The sequence below is a fragment of the Roseivirga sp. UBA1976 genome (assembly GCF_002336325.1).
GTDB lineage: Bacteria > Bacteroidota > Bacteroidia > Cytophagales > Cyclobacteriaceae > Roseivirga > Roseivirga thermotolerans.
On sequence record NZ_DDDQ01000027.1, the window covers coordinates 1 to 17,336 of the forward strand.

20 protein-coding genes are annotated in these 17,336 nt (G+C 40.8%); 13 read left to right on the plus strand and 7 right to left on the minus strand.

Translation table 11 applies throughout. The features are described 5' to 3' along the window. Positions 1–452 precede the first annotated feature (452 nt). The 7 genes from B3763_RS02290 to B3763_RS02320 all read left to right on the plus strand — a co-directional run bounded on the left by B3763_RS02290 (position 453) and on the right by B3763_RS02320 (position 5,756). Complete coding sequence (locus B3763_RS02290) at positions 453–749, plus strand: hypothetical protein (protein ID WP_286743202.1); 297 nt, start codon at positions 453–455, stop codon at positions 747–749. Beyond that, positions 746–1,945: a 6-bladed beta-propeller gene (locus B3763_RS02295; protein WP_286743204.1), complete on the plus strand. Its 1,200-nt coding sequence runs from the start codon at positions 746–748 to the stop codon at positions 1,943–1,945. Before B3763_RS02290 ends, B3763_RS02295 begins: the two co-directional genes overlap by 4 nt. Continuing rightward, on the plus strand, positions 1,942–2,652 hold the full coding sequence (locus B3763_RS02300) for a formylglycine-generating enzyme family protein (RefSeq protein WP_286743206.1): 711 nt from the start codon (positions 1,942–1,944) through the stop codon (positions 2,650–2,652). Before B3763_RS02295 ends, B3763_RS02300 begins: the two co-directional genes overlap by 4 nt. After that, positions 2,649–3,212 (plus strand): hypothetical protein, encoded by a 564-nt coding sequence (locus tag B3763_RS02305; protein WP_286743209.1) that lies wholly within the window; start codon positions 2,649–2,651, stop codon positions 3,210–3,212. The genes B3763_RS02300 and B3763_RS02305 overlap by 4 nt, the downstream gene beginning before the upstream one ends. Positions 3,213–3,951: 739 nt before the next feature. After that, on the plus strand, positions 3,952–4,455 hold the full coding sequence (locus tag B3763_RS02310) for a hypothetical protein (protein ID WP_286743212.1): 504 nt from the start codon (positions 3,952–3,954) through the stop codon (positions 4,453–4,455). Positions 4,456–4,503: 48 nt separating this feature from the next. Then, on the plus strand, positions 4,504–4,707 hold the full coding sequence (locus B3763_RS02315; RefSeq protein ID WP_286743214.1) for a hypothetical protein: 204 nt from the start codon (positions 4,504–4,506) through the stop codon (positions 4,705–4,707). 551 nt (positions 4,708–5,258) lie between these two features. Beyond that, complete coding sequence (locus B3763_RS02320; protein WP_286743217.1) at positions 5,259–5,756, plus strand: hypothetical protein; 498 nt, start codon at positions 5,259–5,261, stop codon at positions 5,754–5,756. 151 nt (positions 5,757–5,907) lie between these two features. Here B3763_RS02320 and B3763_RS02325 read toward each other — a convergent pair whose 3' ends face one another. From B3763_RS02325 to B3763_RS02340, 4 genes are all read right to left on the minus strand, one after another. After that, the gene (locus tag B3763_RS02325; protein WP_189629368.1) at positions 5,908–6,591 is read right to left on the minus strand and encodes a LytR/AlgR family response regulator transcription factor; all 684 of its coding nucleotides are present in this window, start codon (positions 6,589–6,591) and stop codon (positions 5,908–5,910) included. Then, the gene (locus tag B3763_RS02330) at positions 6,588–7,598 is read right to left on the minus strand and encodes a sensor histidine kinase (RefSeq protein WP_286743222.1); all 1,011 of its coding nucleotides are present in this window, start codon (positions 7,596–7,598) and stop codon (positions 6,588–6,590) included. The genes B3763_RS02325 and B3763_RS02330 overlap by 4 nt, the downstream gene beginning before the upstream one ends. After that, a complete protein-coding gene (locus B3763_RS02335; protein ID WP_286743225.1) occupies positions 7,595–8,437 on the minus strand; it encodes a hypothetical protein in 843 nt (280 codons plus the stop codon). Before B3763_RS02335 ends, B3763_RS02330 begins: the two co-directional genes overlap by 4 nt. A 147-nt stretch (positions 8,438–8,584) precedes the next feature. Next, positions 8,585–9,103, minus strand: a complete 519-nt coding sequence (locus tag B3763_RS02340; protein ID WP_286743226.1) for a D-glycero-alpha-D-manno-heptose-1,7-bisphosphate 7-phosphatase — start codon at positions 9,101–9,103, stop codon at positions 8,585–8,587. Positions 9,104–9,247: 144 nt separating this feature from the next. Here B3763_RS02340 and B3763_RS02345 point away from each other — a divergent pair, with 144 nt between their 5' ends. Then, the gene (locus B3763_RS02345; protein ID WP_189629364.1) at positions 9,248–10,036 is read left to right on the plus strand and encodes a polyprenol monophosphomannose synthase; all 789 of its coding nucleotides are present in this window, start codon (positions 9,248–9,250) and stop codon (positions 10,034–10,036) included. Here the strand turns inward: B3763_RS02345 and B3763_RS02350 are convergent. Continuing rightward, the gene (locus B3763_RS02350) at positions 9,998–11,227 is read right to left on the minus strand and encodes an ABC transporter permease (protein ID WP_286743230.1); all 1,230 of its coding nucleotides are present in this window, start codon (positions 11,225–11,227) and stop codon (positions 9,998–10,000) included. The two genes, B3763_RS02345 and B3763_RS02350, sit on opposite strands and share 39 nt — an antisense overlap. A 45-nt stretch (positions 11,228–11,272) precedes the next feature. On the opposite strand from B3763_RS02350, the gene B3763_RS02355 reads away from it, so the two are divergent. The 4 genes from B3763_RS02355 to B3763_RS02370 all read left to right on the plus strand — a co-directional run bounded on the left by B3763_RS02355 (position 11,273) and on the right by B3763_RS02370 (position 15,224). Continuing rightward, positions 11,273–12,433 (plus strand): exo-beta-N-acetylmuramidase NamZ family protein, encoded by a 1,161-nt coding sequence (locus B3763_RS02355; protein ID WP_286743232.1) that lies wholly within the window; start codon positions 11,273–11,275, stop codon positions 12,431–12,433. Then, a complete protein-coding gene (locus B3763_RS02360; RefSeq protein ID WP_189629361.1) occupies positions 12,430–13,236 on the plus strand; it encodes a hypothetical protein in 807 nt (268 codons plus the stop codon). The genes B3763_RS02355 and B3763_RS02360 overlap by 4 nt, the downstream gene beginning before the upstream one ends. 564 nt (positions 13,237–13,800) lie before the next feature. Continuing rightward, positions 13,801–14,721 carry a methionyl-tRNA formyltransferase gene (gene fmt, locus B3763_RS02365; protein ID WP_286743239.1) on the plus strand — a complete coding sequence of 307 codons (921 nt, stop codon included), beginning with the start codon at positions 13,801–13,803 and terminating at the stop codon, positions 14,719–14,721. Further along, the gene (locus tag B3763_RS02370) at positions 14,718–15,224 is read left to right on the plus strand and encodes a dihydrofolate reductase (RefSeq protein WP_286743241.1); all 507 of its coding nucleotides are present in this window, start codon (positions 14,718–14,720) and stop codon (positions 15,222–15,224) included. The genes fmt and B3763_RS02370 overlap by 4 nt, the downstream gene beginning before the upstream one ends. 315 nt (positions 15,225–15,539) lie before the next feature. Here the strand turns inward: B3763_RS02370 and B3763_RS18985 are convergent, their stop codons facing one another. After that, a complete protein-coding gene (locus tag B3763_RS18985) occupies positions 15,540–15,695 on the minus strand; it encodes a GIY-YIG nuclease family protein (protein ID WP_348655160.1) in 156 nt (51 codons plus the stop codon). 65 nt (positions 15,696–15,760) lie between these two features. Here B3763_RS18985 and B3763_RS02375 point away from each other — a divergent pair, with 65 nt between their 5' ends. Next, the gene (locus tag B3763_RS02375) at positions 15,761–16,549 is read left to right on the plus strand and encodes an SDR family oxidoreductase (RefSeq protein WP_286743242.1); all 789 of its coding nucleotides are present in this window, start codon (positions 15,761–15,763) and stop codon (positions 16,547–16,549) included. A gap of 427 nt (positions 16,550–16,976) precedes the next feature. Here B3763_RS02375 and B3763_RS02380 read toward each other — a convergent pair whose 3' ends face one another. Beyond that, on the minus strand, positions 16,977–17,276 hold the full coding sequence (locus B3763_RS02380; protein ID WP_286743243.1) for a GIY-YIG nuclease family protein: 300 nt from the start codon (positions 17,274–17,276) through the stop codon (positions 16,977–16,979). Between the last annotated feature and the right edge of the window lie 60 nt (positions 17,277–17,336).

Below are 17,336 nucleotides of genomic sequence, written 5' to 3' on the forward strand. Positions count from 1 at the left end.
GTAAAAAAGATACTCGTACGATTCCATTAGTAATCGATACTATTATAATACCTCAAGCTTTAAAGGAACCTACCCGTAGCTACCTATTTTGATTCAGAAGCTTCAGTCTCACATCATTTCAGGTTTGATCACAATCAATATACAATATTTGATTATTTTATTTACATTTAATTTTCTACATATCAGAAATATCTATATATTTACATTATAATAAATTCATAATAAATAAACACTCTCAAAAATATGAATATCAATTTATTTATTAAGTCTTAAATACAGAAAGGAATTTAAAACAACGGTTTTAATTTATAGGAGGAATCCGTTTTAGTAACTGCAAACTCAAATGGCTGACATATTGTAAAGTAATAGCCAGTGCTTTACTAACTGTTCCCTCCAAAAAGGGGATTCCGAAAACCCTGAAATAGAGTAGGTGAGAAAAATTTAACGATAAAATGAAAAGAACCTTTCTAGTCTATGTAGTACTATGCACTACAATTATTTGTCTCGCACTGTCATTTAGTAATGCTCAAAGTGGTGGTTGTGGTGATTGCAGCATTGATGATAAGTGGCCGAAAGTTGGAAGCTGTTTAATTCTCATTGGAGAATATGAGGGAGATGGAGGATCTGCCATACTGGCTACTGGAGATAAAAGAAAATGCAAAGATGCTGAAAAATCAAAATGCCCTTTGGATTGGCAGACTGGTTGTTACAAAAGTGGAACTTTGCCTGAATATGTCATTCCATCATGATTAACCTTAAAGACAAAATATGTACCCAAGAAGCCCTCTTGGGTATAGTTTTGCTGGGAATTATATTGAATATATTAGTTCATTCGTGCCAGTCCCTAGATAAAAAAATAGAAGACGCAGGAATAAAGTCAATTATTGAACAAACACACAGTCTACAACTTAGTCAATTCAGTGACTCAGCCAGTTACTTGTTTTTGGAAAACGCGAGTAATTCGATGGTTGCAGAAATCAACAAGATCAAGGAATCAGAGAATTATCTTTTTATACTTGACAAAGAAATACTAGAAACACTATTTGTATTCGATAAAAATGGATTTTTTCGATTCAAAATAGAAACTGGACCCGGAGCAGAAAATGAACCAACTTCTATCCATGATTTTACGATTGACGAAAAAGAAAGAGAAATAATTATCCTTGACAGAGCTAAACAGAAATTATTCCTATTTGACTTTGACAATAACTATATCAAAACAATTCCGATCAACACATTTGCAGACTTTATAGAAATCTTTGATAATGGCCTTATACTACTTTTCCGAAACATTTACTTTCAAAAAGGTGATGCATTTGGAAACCATCAGGTACTCTTTATGGACAAGGAGGGAAGAATTATAAAACAACTACTCCCGTTAAGTAAGGGGCAAACATATCAAGCCTTTTATGAATCATTGAATCCGCTAGCTAAATCGAACAACAAGATAGTCTTCCAGCCAGCACTATCAAATCATGTCTATGAGTTTAGTCAGGATGGAGGATATATAAAAACAAGGTTTGAACTTGGAGTAAAAGATATTCTCCCAAAGATCAAAGAGATTAAGGCTATAGAAGAATTTATGAGAGAGATTGATAAAGAAAACATACTTTACTCAGTGGGTTTAATTTTCTCAACGGAGAAAATGCATATTATGCTTTATCGGAACCGAGACAGATACTTTTTTGTGACTCATCGGAGAAATGACAATAACATTTATGCCTATCCAAATATTGACAACAACTTGAATGAAATTCAGTTCATTCAACCCGTTTCACAGGATGAAAATTGGATTTATTTCAGTACGCCACCAGAGATCTTAACCAACCTGGCTCTCAAGAACCCTGAAGCCATGCCTAACATCATAGTAAAAAGTCTTGGCATGGATCGAATAATTTCAGGAGATGTAAACCCATTAATTATTAAGTTAAAAATCAACAATTGACATACACATACTTAATAAATATTATACTATTAATTAATTCCATCTTGTTTTATACAAAGCAAGATATGATTCTTGTTGAGGGAAACGAGCGAATATCATCTTTCTATCTCGATATAAGAGAAGTCACAATGGAAGAATATGCATCATTCGTAGAAGATACTGGATATATTACTTATTGTGAGAAGAATAATTCTGGCTTGATTTTCGCCCCCTCCTATGAGATTGTAAGTGGAGTGAACTGGAGGCATGACATTACCGGAAAACCCATTCCTAAAAAATTCTACAAGGTCTATCCTGTTACGCGCTTAACGATGGCTGATATTGAAGCTTATACCAAATGGGCTGGCAAAAGACTTCCGACTAAAGAAGAATGGATTTTTGCTGCTAAAGGAGGAATCTACACAAAGAATTATAAATATGTAGGAGGCAATAACCCCAGAAAACTAGGTTGGTTTGATAATAACTCTGGGGAAAGAAGAAAACCAGTATCTACTCTTAAGCCTAATGAACTGGGTCTATATGACATGGGAGGAAATGTTAGCGAATTGGTTACACAAAAAAATGACTCAATTGTTGAATGGCTTGGAGGTTCATTCTTTGATGACAAAGATTTCTTTCAACTAGAATCCATTCATAATGGGTGGAAGAGTTCGATGAAAAACTTCAATACACCCTTTGGCGGATTTAGATGTGCAAAAGACTTATGAAAAGAATTGCTACTTCAAGTTTTTTATTATTCACATTTTGTTGTGTTAGTTGTTCCGATTTAAAGAATCGAAAGTCAGATCACCAAATTTTAACTGATGAAGCTTTGAGCAAAGTTTATGAAGAAGTTGCATCCAAAAGATTTGCTTACGAGAATAGCCCAATTAACAACTTTAATGTCAATGGTTCTCTATTGACAGATATAGTGAAATCACCAGTTCTAATATTCAGGTTTTCAGAAACTAACTGCCAAGATTGTGTCAAACAAGTTGCTGAAAGTTTAGTCAAAAATTTTAGTAAAAAGAGCGATAAGATCCTAATTCTAGGTTCATTCTCCAGTGATAGAAGCCTAATGCTCTATTTAAAAAGTTTGAATTTGGATCATTTCAAATGGCTTAATGTACCTAAGGGTTCCGTAAGCAACTATTTAGATATTGAAAATATACCATACCTTTTTATTTTAAATCAAAAATTACTAATAGACAATCTTTTTATACCACATTACAAACTGAGCAACCTAACTGGAATTTATATCAATACGATCTCCCAACGACTTAAATAGCTACGTTTGGCATATCAACTTTTTACTTACCCAAGTGAACTATAGCCCATGGAACGTTTAAATGGTACTGTAAAACTCCCCTAAACCCAAGCAGCAGTAAATATAGTTTCTTCTCTCAACTGGAAATCTAATTTCAACCGGACAAACTTTGGGGAACCTTACAGTTCATAATCTGAAAAGGGGAATACCAAAAACCCTGAAAGAGAATAGGCACACTAATCAAAATAAAAAAGCTTAAGACCAAATCCTTCCCCGCCATAATTGCCTTATTGCTATTCTTTGGCTTTACTAACTCAGCTTCTGCCACTTGTAATGTAACATCTGGTCAACCTTTCAATGGCCACTGTTGGACTATTGATACCACTTGGCCCGATGGACATGTTACAAGAGATATCAGTAGATTTCAATGAAAGTTATCCTGATGATTGCCCCAATACCCTCCACCTATCCACTGCGATTCTAACAGACATTCCCAAGCCACCTTACTCAACTTCGTTTGCAACGAAGGTGCAAAAGCAGTCTATTTGTAATCGACACCTTTTTGTGCCGGAACAGACAGATTGCTTCGTCATGAAACCTTGCCCCAAATGTCTCAGGGCTCAAATTTCATTCCTCGCAATGACGAGCCCGATATTCACCCCCTACCTGGGACATAGAGGACCCTATAATATTACGAGCAAAGCGTTGGAAGATTTGAGGGGAATTTGTTGAAGATTAACTGAATTCCTACCTTGAATGGATGTTGAAATTTGGGTTACTCTTTCTAGCTCTTTATGCTCTGTTTATCATTCCATCTGTTGCCCAAACGTCCGATTTACCAATCAAGACAGATCATTACAAAACCAAGGGCTTCGACTGCGTAATCTTTCCGGAGAACTATGTCGGATTAGGAATAGGTGAAACGAAAAGGTTTACCCCCTTAAGAACTGATATAGACCTAGCGGAAAAAGCATTGGCAAGGGACCTTGCCTTGCTAAACAAGGATAAGATTAATCAAGGAAAAGATTATGGCCCAATAATTCATAAAAACCTAAAGAAATACAAGCGCCAGTACCTAGGGTTCATTGATGAAAAAGGGAACAGGATTCTTTTTATTAATTGCTTTTGGGCTAAAGAAGACAACTCTTCTTTGTGGGAAGAAGAGATGATGATTGTCCTGGACGGAGGGAGCTATTATTGGTCTGTATACTATAATCTAGACAAAGGAGAGCTTTATCAATTGATGGTGAATGGGGTGTCCTAAAAATATTTGGTTTGAGTCCATTCTGAAGGGCCGGGACCCAATATCCGCGTGGCCATCGACCGCAACCGACTCTATGATTGTCAGTGCTATTTCTATGGCTTTGATGCCTGCCTGCGCGTAGCCGCTTTGGCAAAGGCAGGTTGGTCGCTTTTTCTCCTGCCGGCAGGCAGGCAGGCAGGTAGGTTTGTTACTTTTTCTTTGGAGAGTCAAAAGAAAAGCAAGCTCAAAGACTCAGTTAGAATGATGCTCTAAAAGGACAGCCTTTTATATCCTTCGGCTTCGCTCAGGACGGAAAAGAACTCTACCCCATCTTCGTTTGTAAAAAAGATACTCGTACGGTTCATTCGTAATCGGTACTATTTAATACCTTAAGCTTGCCCGGACTTTACTCATGTGGAATGGAAAGAAACCAAGGCGTTGGGCATAATCAGCTAAACTTTTTATCCCGAGTTTACCGAGGGATCGGTCAGGCATTGGGCAGATCCTTCGGCTTCGCTCAGGATGGAAAAGAACTCAACCTCATCTTCGTTTATAACGAAGATGCCTGAGCTGTCGATTTGTTATCGACACTCTTTTGTGCCAGCAACAGACGGATTGCTTCGTCATGAAACCTTGCTAATGCATATTTCATTTCTCGCAATGACAGGGTGCTTTAACTGCGGCTGTTTAACCCAACACCTTTAAAACTCTTTACTAGTTAGCACCTGTGGTGCGAACATATATTATCTTGGACTTAAAGCCCAAATTCAAGTTAAGCACTCTTAAAATGTGAGCACTGGTTGAATTACTTAATAAATTACACCATGATTAACCCTCGAATATCCCCTATTAAAAATCTGCTTGAAGCGCTCATTGATAGAATCAGAGGTTTTAAGTATGGAGAAAAGGGAATCATATCAATTGAACTGAATGAATCTACAAGTAAGTCAGAGATTGAGACCTTGGTTTCAAAACTAGATCACAGAATGACCTTGAGATTTTATGATGCTTTTTACGGTCTACAGAAAGACGATAAACCATGGCCTCATGGTGACAACGGTGCCTTTACTGATGTAACCATGAAAAGTGGAAGGCTGGTAGCCAAAAGAGGAAATCATGGAGGCTATAAAGACGGTGGGAAATGGCTAAAAATTTCCAAACAAGAGCTAATTGACACCATATTTAAGAGTAGAGACTTCAATTTTGGGAAAATAAAAATTGAATCTAGGCTAATTAGAACGCAATGGGTTAAATCAATGAATTCAAAAGTCTTGGTTGCCTATTACCATGATATCTCCGAGATAAACAGTCAAAAAACTTGAGTATCAGTTCTAAACTCATCTTCGTTTATAACGAAGATGCCTGAGCAGTCGATTTGTAATTAATATCCTTTTGTGCCGGAACAGGCGGATTGCCACGTCCCAAGTTTGACTGAAGTCAGACTTTGTTCTCGCACAGGACTCCATTAATTGCTCAACCCAAGGCCTTTAAAACCACATCTCTATAACTCTGGCCAATGGAAATCATCTGACTACCAATCTTGATCTGATTGCCTTCAATATACTCCACCTTGGTTTTATTGATGATGTATGATTTATGTGTGCGAAGGAAGATTTGCTCAGGAAGTTCAGCCAGTAGCTTCTTCATGGTGGTGGTGACAATCAGCACTTTGTCTTTCAGGTGAACTTTCACATAATCACCTAAGGCTTCGCAGAAAAGAATGTCTTCATAAGGCGTTCGGTACATCTTCTTATCGGCCTTCAGCATAATGTAATCCTGAACTGGAAGAGAAGTGCTGTTCTGTCCCAACTTATCTTTCACCTTTTGAATGGCCTTGATAAAACGCTCGAAAGCAATAGGCTTCATCAGGTAATCGATGGCGTTCAGTTCAAAACCTTCTACGGCAAATTCAGAATAGGCGGTGGTGAAGATTACTTCCGGTTTCTTCTGTAGCGATTTATAGAAGTTCACCCCAGAAAGCTTTGGCATATTAATATCCAGAAAGAGCAGGTCTACCTCATACTTCTCTAGAAAGCTCATGGCTTCCAGAGCATCTTTGCTCTCTCCTGCCAACTCTAAGTCCGGATGATCAGCCACAAAGCCTTTCAGCACCTGACGGCTCAATGGTTCATCATCAACAATTAGGCATCGGATCATTTCAGTTTCAATTTAACTTCAAAAACTTTCTCAGTTTCAGCAATTTCGAACTCATGAGATTTTGGATAAATCAGCTCCAACCTACGCCTTACATTCTCCAGCCCAATACCTCCGTACTTGCCCTGTTCCAGGTCATCTACTTTGCCTTTATTATTGATAATGTTAAACTCTATTCCCTTTTCCACATTCAGTGTCATTTCAATAAAAGCCGACTCAGAAACACCTTTCACTCCATGCTTAAAGGCATTTTCAATCAGTGGAAAGAAGAGTAAAGGAGCTACTTTCTTATCCTTCAAATTTCCCTGCACCTCAAAATGAACCTTGGTGGAATCATCGGCCCTCAACTTTTGCAGCTCAATGTAATTCTCAATCATTTCAACCTCTTTCTCAATATCCACCTTTTCTTCTCCTACTTCATAGAGCATGTAACGCAACAGGTTGGAAAGCTCCAACACGGTCTCCGCAGTCCGTTCACTTTTGGCTAGGGCCAGAGAATAAATACTGTTCAAACTGTTGAATAGAAAGTGAGGGTTCACCTGAGTTTTCAAGGAGTTCAGTTCAATGGAAAGCTTCTCCTTTTCCACCTGCTGGAGCTTATACCACGACTTTGAAAGTGTGAGGAGTGTGCTTAATACCAGATAAATAATAAATATGGTGATCAGCACCTCAGCATCTGTGAAGGATACCATGTAGTACTCCGTTGGAAGGGCGGGCAAAATCAATTCGAACGTGAGTTCATGCACACCATAGGTAACCAATAGGAGTAACGCTACGGCCGGAATATAAAAATGATATTTGCCCTTCTTGAGAAGTTTCGGAACGAGAATCAAAAGATTCACATAAACCAAAAAGAGCAAAGGAATGTGGAACAGCAGCGAGTAGAAAAAGTCGATGAACTTCAAGAGGTTGGAAATGGCGAAATAGTTACCAATTGCATAAACGGAGAGCACCCAGAAAACCGGGTGCTGAATCCATTTTGAGTTAATGACCTGTTGAAGCTTTTTCATTCTTTCACCTTAGTATAAACCTCCGTGTTTTCAAATACCGATTCATCACTGGAGTATTTATCAAGAAACTTTTGAATCTCTTTGGGCTGAGCGGTAATTAGCACCGTTCCATCTACCATTTCATGTCTCAATCTGACCAAATTAGACTCAAATAGCTTGTTTAACTTTTCCAGATCGAATTGAGTCAATTCTAACTTCCCACCTTTCAGGCTGAGCTTCATAAATGTATGAACAGGAAAAAGGTTGGTTCCAAACACTTCTTCGGAGTACTCAGGGAGTGGATAAAGATCAAGAAATAGGTCTTTTCCAATCTTCGCCACATGGGCTTGGTAGACATACCTTTCATTTCCTCCTTTCACCACCATCTTGTAACTTTCATTGCGAGTTGCGTAAGCCGTACCTTCAATCTTTGAAGACGCATCTATCGCCTTTTGGGCAGCATCGCCCAAGGCTTTAAAGGCCTGATCTGACTCTGATTTTCCCTTATTAGGAGCCAATATCTTCTCATAAAATGCTTTGATTGAATCCTTGTCCTGTACCAATCTACCGTTGACCATCATACCGTCTGCCGCATTATACCTTACAGTCCAGTTTTCGGTTACTATCGAATCAGTATACGTTTCAACTGACTCATTTTTAGAATGCTCCTCTTCAGAGCCTCCCATGGGTAGAAATTCTATGTAATCGTCCGGCTCGTCCGGATTCATCATCCATTTACCCACAAGTTCAGGCAGATACACCAGCGTATCATCCGTATAGATTGGGAATAGTGAATACACACAGGAGCTCATCAGGAAGACCAATGCACTGAAGGCCGCAAATACTTTTAACTTTTTCATGATTTTGAGTTTTTGACTTTTCATGCTACAAATGTGGCCGAACATTCAGGCCTACTCAAATTTTATCGGTGAACACGGTGATTTTCAGGATGAACGTGGCCAAGGCCGGTAATGAGTAGTGGGTACATAGACGGAAGACGGAAGTAACTATTCATCATTCAAAATTACAGCGGCTGCTTCGACTAAGTCACTCACCTTAAAATCAGCGTATTCAGAAGCTTGCTTGTCAGTCAAGTGAATAGTTCCTATTCCTAATTTTTTAGCCGGAATAAGATCTCTTTCCTTATCTCCTATCATCCAGCTTTGGTTCGGATCGATCTTATACTTGGCTATTGCTTTTTCGAACATCAACGAATCTGGTTTGCGCAGCAAACTCTTACTTACCGACTCATGCCCCGGTGCGAAATACAAAGCATCTATTATCCCTCCGCACGCATGCTGTACAATGGCATGACATTCATACACAAATGCTTCAGTATAGCTCCCCTTAGCAATACCACTCTGGTTGGTTACTACAATCAATAGATAGCCTGCATCTTTCAAGCTTCGTAAAAAGTCCCCTACTCCCTGCTTAAGCCTAAAATCTTTCAGATCAGTAATCTGAAATCCCAACTCTTCGTTAAGCACCCCGTCTCTATCTAGAAATACGCATTTCGCAAGATTCATCTTAACATCTTTTATAGAAAACCGATCAACGCTGTGCTCAAACAGTCGTTTCTCCTTATATTCAATTTAGAGCTAAAATAAGGAAAGTTAATTTCCATCCCTGAATCGCTCTTTATTGGAAATCGTTTAGCTTTGCCGATTCCTATGAGTGATAGTATTGTATTAATTCCCACTTATAACGAAAAAGAGAACATTGCGGAAATGATTCAGACCGTAATGGCTCTTCCAAAAGATTTTCATCTACTGATAATCGATGACAATTCTCCTGATGGTACGGCCAAAATTGTAAAAAAACTTATGCCTCAGTATGAGGGCAGGCTCTATCTGGAAGAAAGAAAGGGCAAATTGGGTTTGGGTACGGCATACATTCATGGCTTCAGATGGGCGCTCAGGCGCGACTACGAGTATATTTTTGAAATGGATGCAGATTTCTCGCACAATCCGCAAGACCTTATCCGGCTCTATGAAGCCTGTGCTCTGAAAGGGAGTCATATGTCTATTGGTTCGCGCTATGTTACAGGGGTGAATGTAGTAAACTGGCCCATGAGCAGGGTTATGCTCAGCTATTTTGCCAGCCATTATGTGCGCCTTATTACGGGCATGCCCATTAACGATACCACTGCGGGGTTTAAATGTTACCATCGCTCTGTGTTGGAAACCATTGAACTGGACAGGGTTCGATTCATGGGCTATGCCTTCCAAATAGAAATGAAATTTCTTACCTGGAAATACGGATTCAGTATTGAGGAGGTACCCATCATATTTACAGACCGCACCAAAGGTGAATCGAAAATGAGTGGGGGTATTATAAAAGAAGCCGTATTGGGGGTTATTCAAATTAAACTCAACAGCCTGTTTCGAACCTTTAGGAGAGAAATGCCGCTTCAGCCCGGACTAATCGAAGCGGATGGCTTTAACGGGACTAACCCGTGAAATAATAGCCGTAGGTAAAATAAGTGTTACTCCAACCAACAGTAAGGTAATTGCATTAATGGCCACAAATCTCCACCAGTTCCAGTCAATTGGTACATGGCTCATGTAATAAGTGGCCGCATCGAGAGGAATGACCTGATAACTGTATTGTAGCCAACCAAAAATAAGGGCAATGCCGTTTCCTATTAATAGCCCCTTTAGTACCAGCCTTACACCATTAAAAGTAAAAATACGCCTAATGAGCTGATTGGTAGCCCCAAACGCTTTGAATGAACCAATCATTGAGGTGCGTTCCATAATGAGTATGAAAAGCACCGAAACCATATTGAAACAGGCCACAAACAGAATGAGGCCGATCAATATGTACACATTTTGAGTCAGTAAATTGAGCCAATCGAACACATTGGCAAATTTCTCATCCATTCGGATAGTCAGATAGCCATACTCTTCTCCGTTAACTATGTCGTTGAGCGCATCGTGTCCCGCTTCAATCTGGGCATAGTCTTCTACAAAAACCTCATAGCCCCCTACCTGATCATCGCTCCATCCGTTTAGGCTTCTCACAAGTCCAATATCTCCAATCACCACCTGAGCATCGAAATCTTCCAAACCCGAAGTAAAGATGCCCTTAACCACCAGGCTTCGAACCCTTGGAGGATCCATTATAAAATACGCCACCACCTTATCGCCAACTCCCACTTGCATTTGTCTGGCTTGTTTCTCGCTAATGAGTACCTCGTTCGAAAACTCGCCCAACTGAGAAAACACAGGAAAACTGCCCTCCTGCAAGTAAGGAGCAAAAGAAAGTGTATCGAAACTAGGCCCCATTCCTTTAAATAAAAGGCCAAAAACCTCATTGTTCATAGATATGAGGCCCGGCTTATGAGCAAATTCCTGAATGTGGCGTATTTGAGAATGCGCTAATACCTGTTCGCGTACAGAGGTTTCCAGAGTAATAGGATCTTCTTCGTAGGCGTTGGCCAGGGTGAACTTTCTAACTTGCAGATGGCCCGAAAAACTAAATATCTTGTCTTTAATGCTGTTCTGAAAACCTCCCAAAACCATAAAAGAAATAACCATAATGGCTATACCCAATGCCACACTAGCGATAGCCACTTTATGGATGGTACCAGAAAAACTACCTTTTTCGGTATTATTTATTCTTTTAGAAACGAAGTAAGGGAGGTTCAAGATAATGGTTATTTTAGCCTCAACGCTCAAAGATAAACGAAGCAGATGATTCGCCTATTCCTATCCCTTCTCATTTTTTCATGTTTTGCCTGTTCGCAAGCACAAGAAACTCAAGACCTAAGCCTGGGTGCCGAGCGCATGGACGCATACCTACCTTTATTGGAAGGCAAACGAGTGGCTTTGGTGGTAAACCAAACCTCAACCATAGGTCAAACCCATTTGGTTGATACCCTTTTAAGCAGAGGGGTAAATGTGGTGAAAGTGATGGCTCCCGAGCATGGCTTTAGAGGAGAAGCACCCGATGGTGAAACAATCGACAATACCAAAGATCCTAAAACCGGCCTGCCCATCATTTCTATTTATGGCAAAACCAAAAAACCTTCGGCCGAAATGCTAGCCGATGTGGATGTACTGATTTTCGACATTCAAGACGTGGGCGTGCGCTTCTACACTTTCATTAGCACCATGCATTATGTGATGGAAGCGGCAGCCGAAAATGGCAAAAAAGTGCTGGTTCTCGACCGGCCCAATCCCAACGGCATGTATGTGGATGGCCCTGTCAAAGATGACGACATCAACAGCTTTGTGGCCATGCATCCAATACCCGTAGTTCATGGGCTAACTGTTGGTGAATTGGCCAAGATGATTAATGGTGAAGGTTGGCTTGAAGGGGGAGTAAAGGCCGACTTGACAGTCGTTCCAATGAAAGGTTGGGACCATACGCAGACCTACTCATTACCTATCAGTTCATCGCCCAACCTGCCAACAGATAATTCTATTGTCCTTTACCCCAGTCTGGCCCTGTTTGAAGGCACTGTAGTAAGCGTGGGGCGAGGCACTGACCATCCTTTCGAGGTTATTGGCCACCCTGATTATACGCTTGGTTCTTACTCATTCACTCCAAAGCCCAATACAGGTTCCAAATACCCACCATTGGAAGGGAAAGAATGTTTTGGGCAGAGTTTTGTAGGCATAGAGGCCCCTCATGAATTCACCCTCAAATATCTGCTTCAGTATCACAATGAACTGAAAGATGACACCACCTTCTTCAGAGATTACATTGACCTGCTAGCAGGCACCAAGGAATTTCGTAAGCAAGTAGAAGCCGGCTTAACTGAAGAGCAAATCAGAGCCACCTGGCAACCTAAGCTGAATGCTTACAAAGCAATTCGCAAGAAGTATTTGATGTACCCTGACTTTCAATGAAGGAACAAAAACTTATCAATAGAGCAATTAAAAAAGGTCAACTGTTAGTTACCCTCCCAGCAATTTTTCTATTAATAGGAACCTCAATAACTGGTTTAATAACCTTTAGAGGGCTGGAAGATGCTAGCAACTATTATCTAGTTTCTTTCTTGGCGGGCTTTATCTTCAGTTGGTTTTACTGGAGCTTATCCATCACATGGTGGAAAGTTTGGGCCTACAAGAATGTTAATAACATAGAAATGTTGGAGAGCGAAGCTGTAAAAGGCCAACTACTGTGGCCAAAAGGAAGCTGGTTTAATAGAACAGCCCTAATAACAAAACGACAAAGAGAGTTATTGCGGATATATGCGGATCAACCCTCTTCAATTGAAATTGAAATAGAGAGGGATTTCCCAATCATTACCAGACTCTATTATCCAAAATCAAATCTGCTTATAGATTTATTATTACCCATTTTAATGAGTTTGGTTGGAGGATACTTGGTGTTTTCCGGAAACCAAGTTTTAGGAGCACTTATAATTATACTTTCGATCTACAGACTCAGCCAAGGATTAAAAAAGGTTAAGAGAGTATTAGGACTGAACCTTTCTATTGACCATAATGGAGTTTCTGTAAATGACGAAAAATATCGATGGGAAGAAATAATGAAATTTGAAGCTAGAGAAGGCATCCGAGGAAGGTCAGACCAAGATTTAATTCTGAACACAAATAAAAGTGGCCAAATCTTGAATATTGGTGACTTCAATCTACATGCTGAAGAAATCAATGATAGAATTGAGTATTATAGATCAAGAAAGAACTAAGTACCGAGGTTTCTCCAAAGCCATGCGTGAGAGGCACTTGTTGTATCAGGATTTTGAGTGACCCACTCCGCCTATCTGCAGCTCCTTAAGATTTAAAACATGAAGAAAGTAGCGTCATCCCAGTGTAAACGGGAGTCTCCTAATATTTTTTGGGGGATTCCTGCCTGCGCAGGAATGACATTAATTAAGGAAAGGAATTAGTAACCAGCAGCCTCTAACTCCCAAGGAGGGCTGGAATCCAGCATCAGCGTGACCATCGACTGAGCTACTAGCTAAAAGCACCTTGTTACTTCGATGGTTTTGATGCCTGCCTGCGCGTAGCCGCTTCGGCAAAGGCAGGTTTGTTACTTTTCTTTTGGAGAATCAAAAGAAAAGTAAATTGAATATCAATAACTAGAAACCGTTCTAGCCGATCCCTCCTTAGGTCAGGATGAAAAATCCACCTCCGGCCTTCGGACACCGCTCCCGATAGCTATCGGAAGGAGTTGGGGATGGATACTTGAACTTTCAAAGGCAATGAACCTTCCAATACATTCCCTATTTTTGCCTTCAGAAAATCACTGAATGACAGACCTCCGAATTATATATATGGGTACCCCGGAATTTGCGGTACCAAGCTTACAAATACTGGTTGAAAATGGCTTCAATGTGGTGGCAGTGATTACAGCTCCAGATAAACCCAAGGGCAGGGGACAAAAGCTGGCCACTTCTCCTGTAAAGGACTATGCCGTTTCTCAAAACATTCCGGTGCTTCAACCCACCAACCTAAAGTCTCTTGAGTTTATTGAAGAGCTGAGAAGCTACAAAGCCAACCTGCAAATTGTGGTCGCTTTTCGCATGTTGCCGGAAGTTGTCTGGGATATGCCAGAGATTGGAACTTTCAACTTGCATGCTTCACTGCTTCCACAATATCGTGGAGCAGCGCCAATTAACTGGGCTATTATTAACGGAGAAAAGGAAACAGGAGTAACTACCTTCTTCCTCAAGCATGAGATCGATACCGGCAATATTATTTTTCAGGAAAAAGAACCTATCGAAGAAGACGACAATGTGGGTGATTTGTATAAACGTTTAATGGCGAAGGGAGCCAATCTTGTGCTAAAAACGGTTAAAGCCATTCAACAGGGCGACTATCCGCAACTACCGCAAGACGAAAGCGGAGAAATTAAACATGCCCCCAAAATTTTTAAAGAAACCTGCGAAATCGACTGGAAAAAATCTTCGGAAGAAGTGTATAACTTCATCCGTGGATTGTCGCCCTACCCTGCAGCCTGGACCACAATAAATGGGGTGCAGTTTAAGATTTACGACACCGAGAAGCTCGACTTTGCTGTGGCCGGAGAAAATCCCGGAGACTACTCTACTGACAATAAAACCTACCTCCATATACAAACCGGAGGTAAGGCACTCGCCATTAAAGAACTGCAAATGCAGGGCAAGAAGCGCATGAAGATTGAAGATTTCTTAAGAGGGAATAGCCTATGATCAGAACAATAGTAGTCGCAAAATCAAAGAACAACGCCATAGGAAAGGATAATGACCTACTTTGGCGATTGCCAGATGACTTCCGCTTCTTTAAGCAAGTCACCTTAGATCATGCTGTGATCTTAGGTCGAAAAACCTTCGATTCGCTGCCCGGACTTCTCCCCAAAAGAACCTTCATTATCGTTACCGGACAAAAAGACTATGAGGCTCCGAAAGGTCACTTTGCCGTCAATAGTCTCGAAGCTGCCTTTGAGTTAGCCCAAAATGAACTGAAGGTAGAGGAAGTGTTCATCATTGGTGGCGGAGTCATTTACAAGGACTCGCTAGACAAAGGACTGGTCGATAAAATGCATATCACGGAGGTCAATGCCATTATCGAAGAGGCTGACACATTCTTCCCCGAGTTCGAACACAAAAACTGGAAGGAAGAAACCCGCGTTCACCACCCGGCAGACGAAAAGCACCAATATGCCTTTGACTTTGTAACTTATCTCAAGAAATAGGCTAATCCCCCCAGCCCCCTTTTCAAAGAGGGAGATAGTCCGTGCCATCATCCATCTGTGGCAGAAGTCCATGGACTTAACTAATGCTTGTTGATTCGCGCGCGTTGAGCCCAATCCCGATAACTATCGGGACGTGACCAACTCCAGGTCTGTCATTCCTGCGCAGGTAGGAATCTCCTTTTTTTTCGAAAAACATCATCATTCAACCTTCTCATTTCCGGATTCATTTCTTTAATGATTCTCTCCTTCCATTCCCTTTTCCTCTTCTTGAGTAATTTCTCTCGAGCAACGGCAGGCTCAATATGATTGAAAACCTCATAGTAAATCAAACACAATTGTATTTCCTAGAACCCCCTCCATTAAACCATTTTCATGATGATAGGCTCTGCTTTCCAAATCGGAAGTAACTCCGATATAAAATACAGTTCTATGAGTATTTGACAGGATGTATACATAACCGTTTTTACCCATGATTTAATTTGGCCAAATTAAGAGGGATTCTTGCCTACGCAGGTCAGACAATAACTAATATGGGTATGAACCTACAAAACAAAACCATCTGGCTCACAGGAGCATCGTCAGGCATTGGCGAAGCACTCGCCAAACAGCTTTCCCAGTTTCCAATTAATCTTATCCTTTCTTCAAGAAGAGAAGAAGAACTCAAAAGGGTAAAATCTGAATGTTCGAATCAGGATAGAATCAAAGTGCTTCCACTCGATTTGATGCAATCGGAAACCTTCGAGCCTAAAGTTCAGGAAGCCATTTCTGCCTTTCACCAAGTAGACATCCTAATCAACAATGGAGGCCGCAGCCAAAGATCGCTGGTCAAAGACACAGTGCTTCAGGTGGACCGCGACCTGATGGAAGTAAACTACTTCGGGTCAGTCGGGCTTACAAAAGCACTTCTCCCTCATATGCTGGAAAGAGGCTCTGGACACTTTGTAGTGGTTACCAGCCTAACCGGAATCTTCGGCACTCCATATCGATCTGGTTATGCAGCAAGCAAACATGCACTGCATGGGTTCTATGACAGCATGCGAGCGGAATTGGAAGACAGTGGTATTAAAGTGACCATTGCCGCCCCCGGCTTTGTTAAAACGAATGTAAGTATTAATGCCTTCACTGGTGATGGCTCAGCACTGGGCAGTATGGACAGTGCTCAGGCCAATGGACTCACACCAGATGAATGCGCCAAAGCCATTATCAGAGCAATGATTAAAGAGAAAAGGGAAGTCTACATTGGAAAAGAATCTTACGGAGCTTACGTTAAGCGTTTTCTACCCGGATTGTTTGCAAACATGATTAAGAGAGCAAAAGTGAGATGAGCTTAAACAGAGATCCCCGATCAAGTCGGGGATGATGATAGTGATGAGGGTTCGTCATTTCCAATCAGGTTAGGGATGACGTTGATGACTCAGATTCGTCATTCCCAGCTTGTCTGCCCTCTAGGCAGGCTTGACTGGGAATCCCTAAGGCTTTGATAAAAAATATATTGAAAGGGTGAAAAGAGGCTTATATCAATATATAGTCTTTCTTAGCCTATACAGAGTATTTTAACAGGGTTGTTCGCAAGGATGATTAAGAAAGACAAAGGGAGATGAGTTTAAACAGAGATCCCCGATCAAGTCGGGGATGACGATAGTGATGAGGGTTCGTCATTGCTAATCAGGCTAGGGATGACGTTGATGATGCGGGTTCGTCATTCCCAGCTTGTCTGCCCTTAAGGCAGGCTTGACTGGGAATCCCTAAGGATTAGTTAAAGCCATCTATTTCTTCCCACAAGTCCTTTAACTTCGGGTTAAATGCTGTAATCAACTCCTCCTTCCATCTACGATTCCATCGCTTAAGTACCTTCTCTCTGGCAATAGCCGACTCAATATGATCAAACACTTCGTAATAGATTAAAGAGTAGCATCGATATTTCTTTGTGAAAGTCGACCCTTCACCACTTTGGTGCTGATATACTCTGGTTTCTAAATCGGAAGTAACTCCAATATAGAGAACCGTTCGCGTCTTGTTAGACATGATATAGACGTATCCCCCTTTCGGCATCGGTGTGTTTTTGATCAAGATACGTAAATCAAGAGAGATCCCCGATCAAGTCGGGGATGA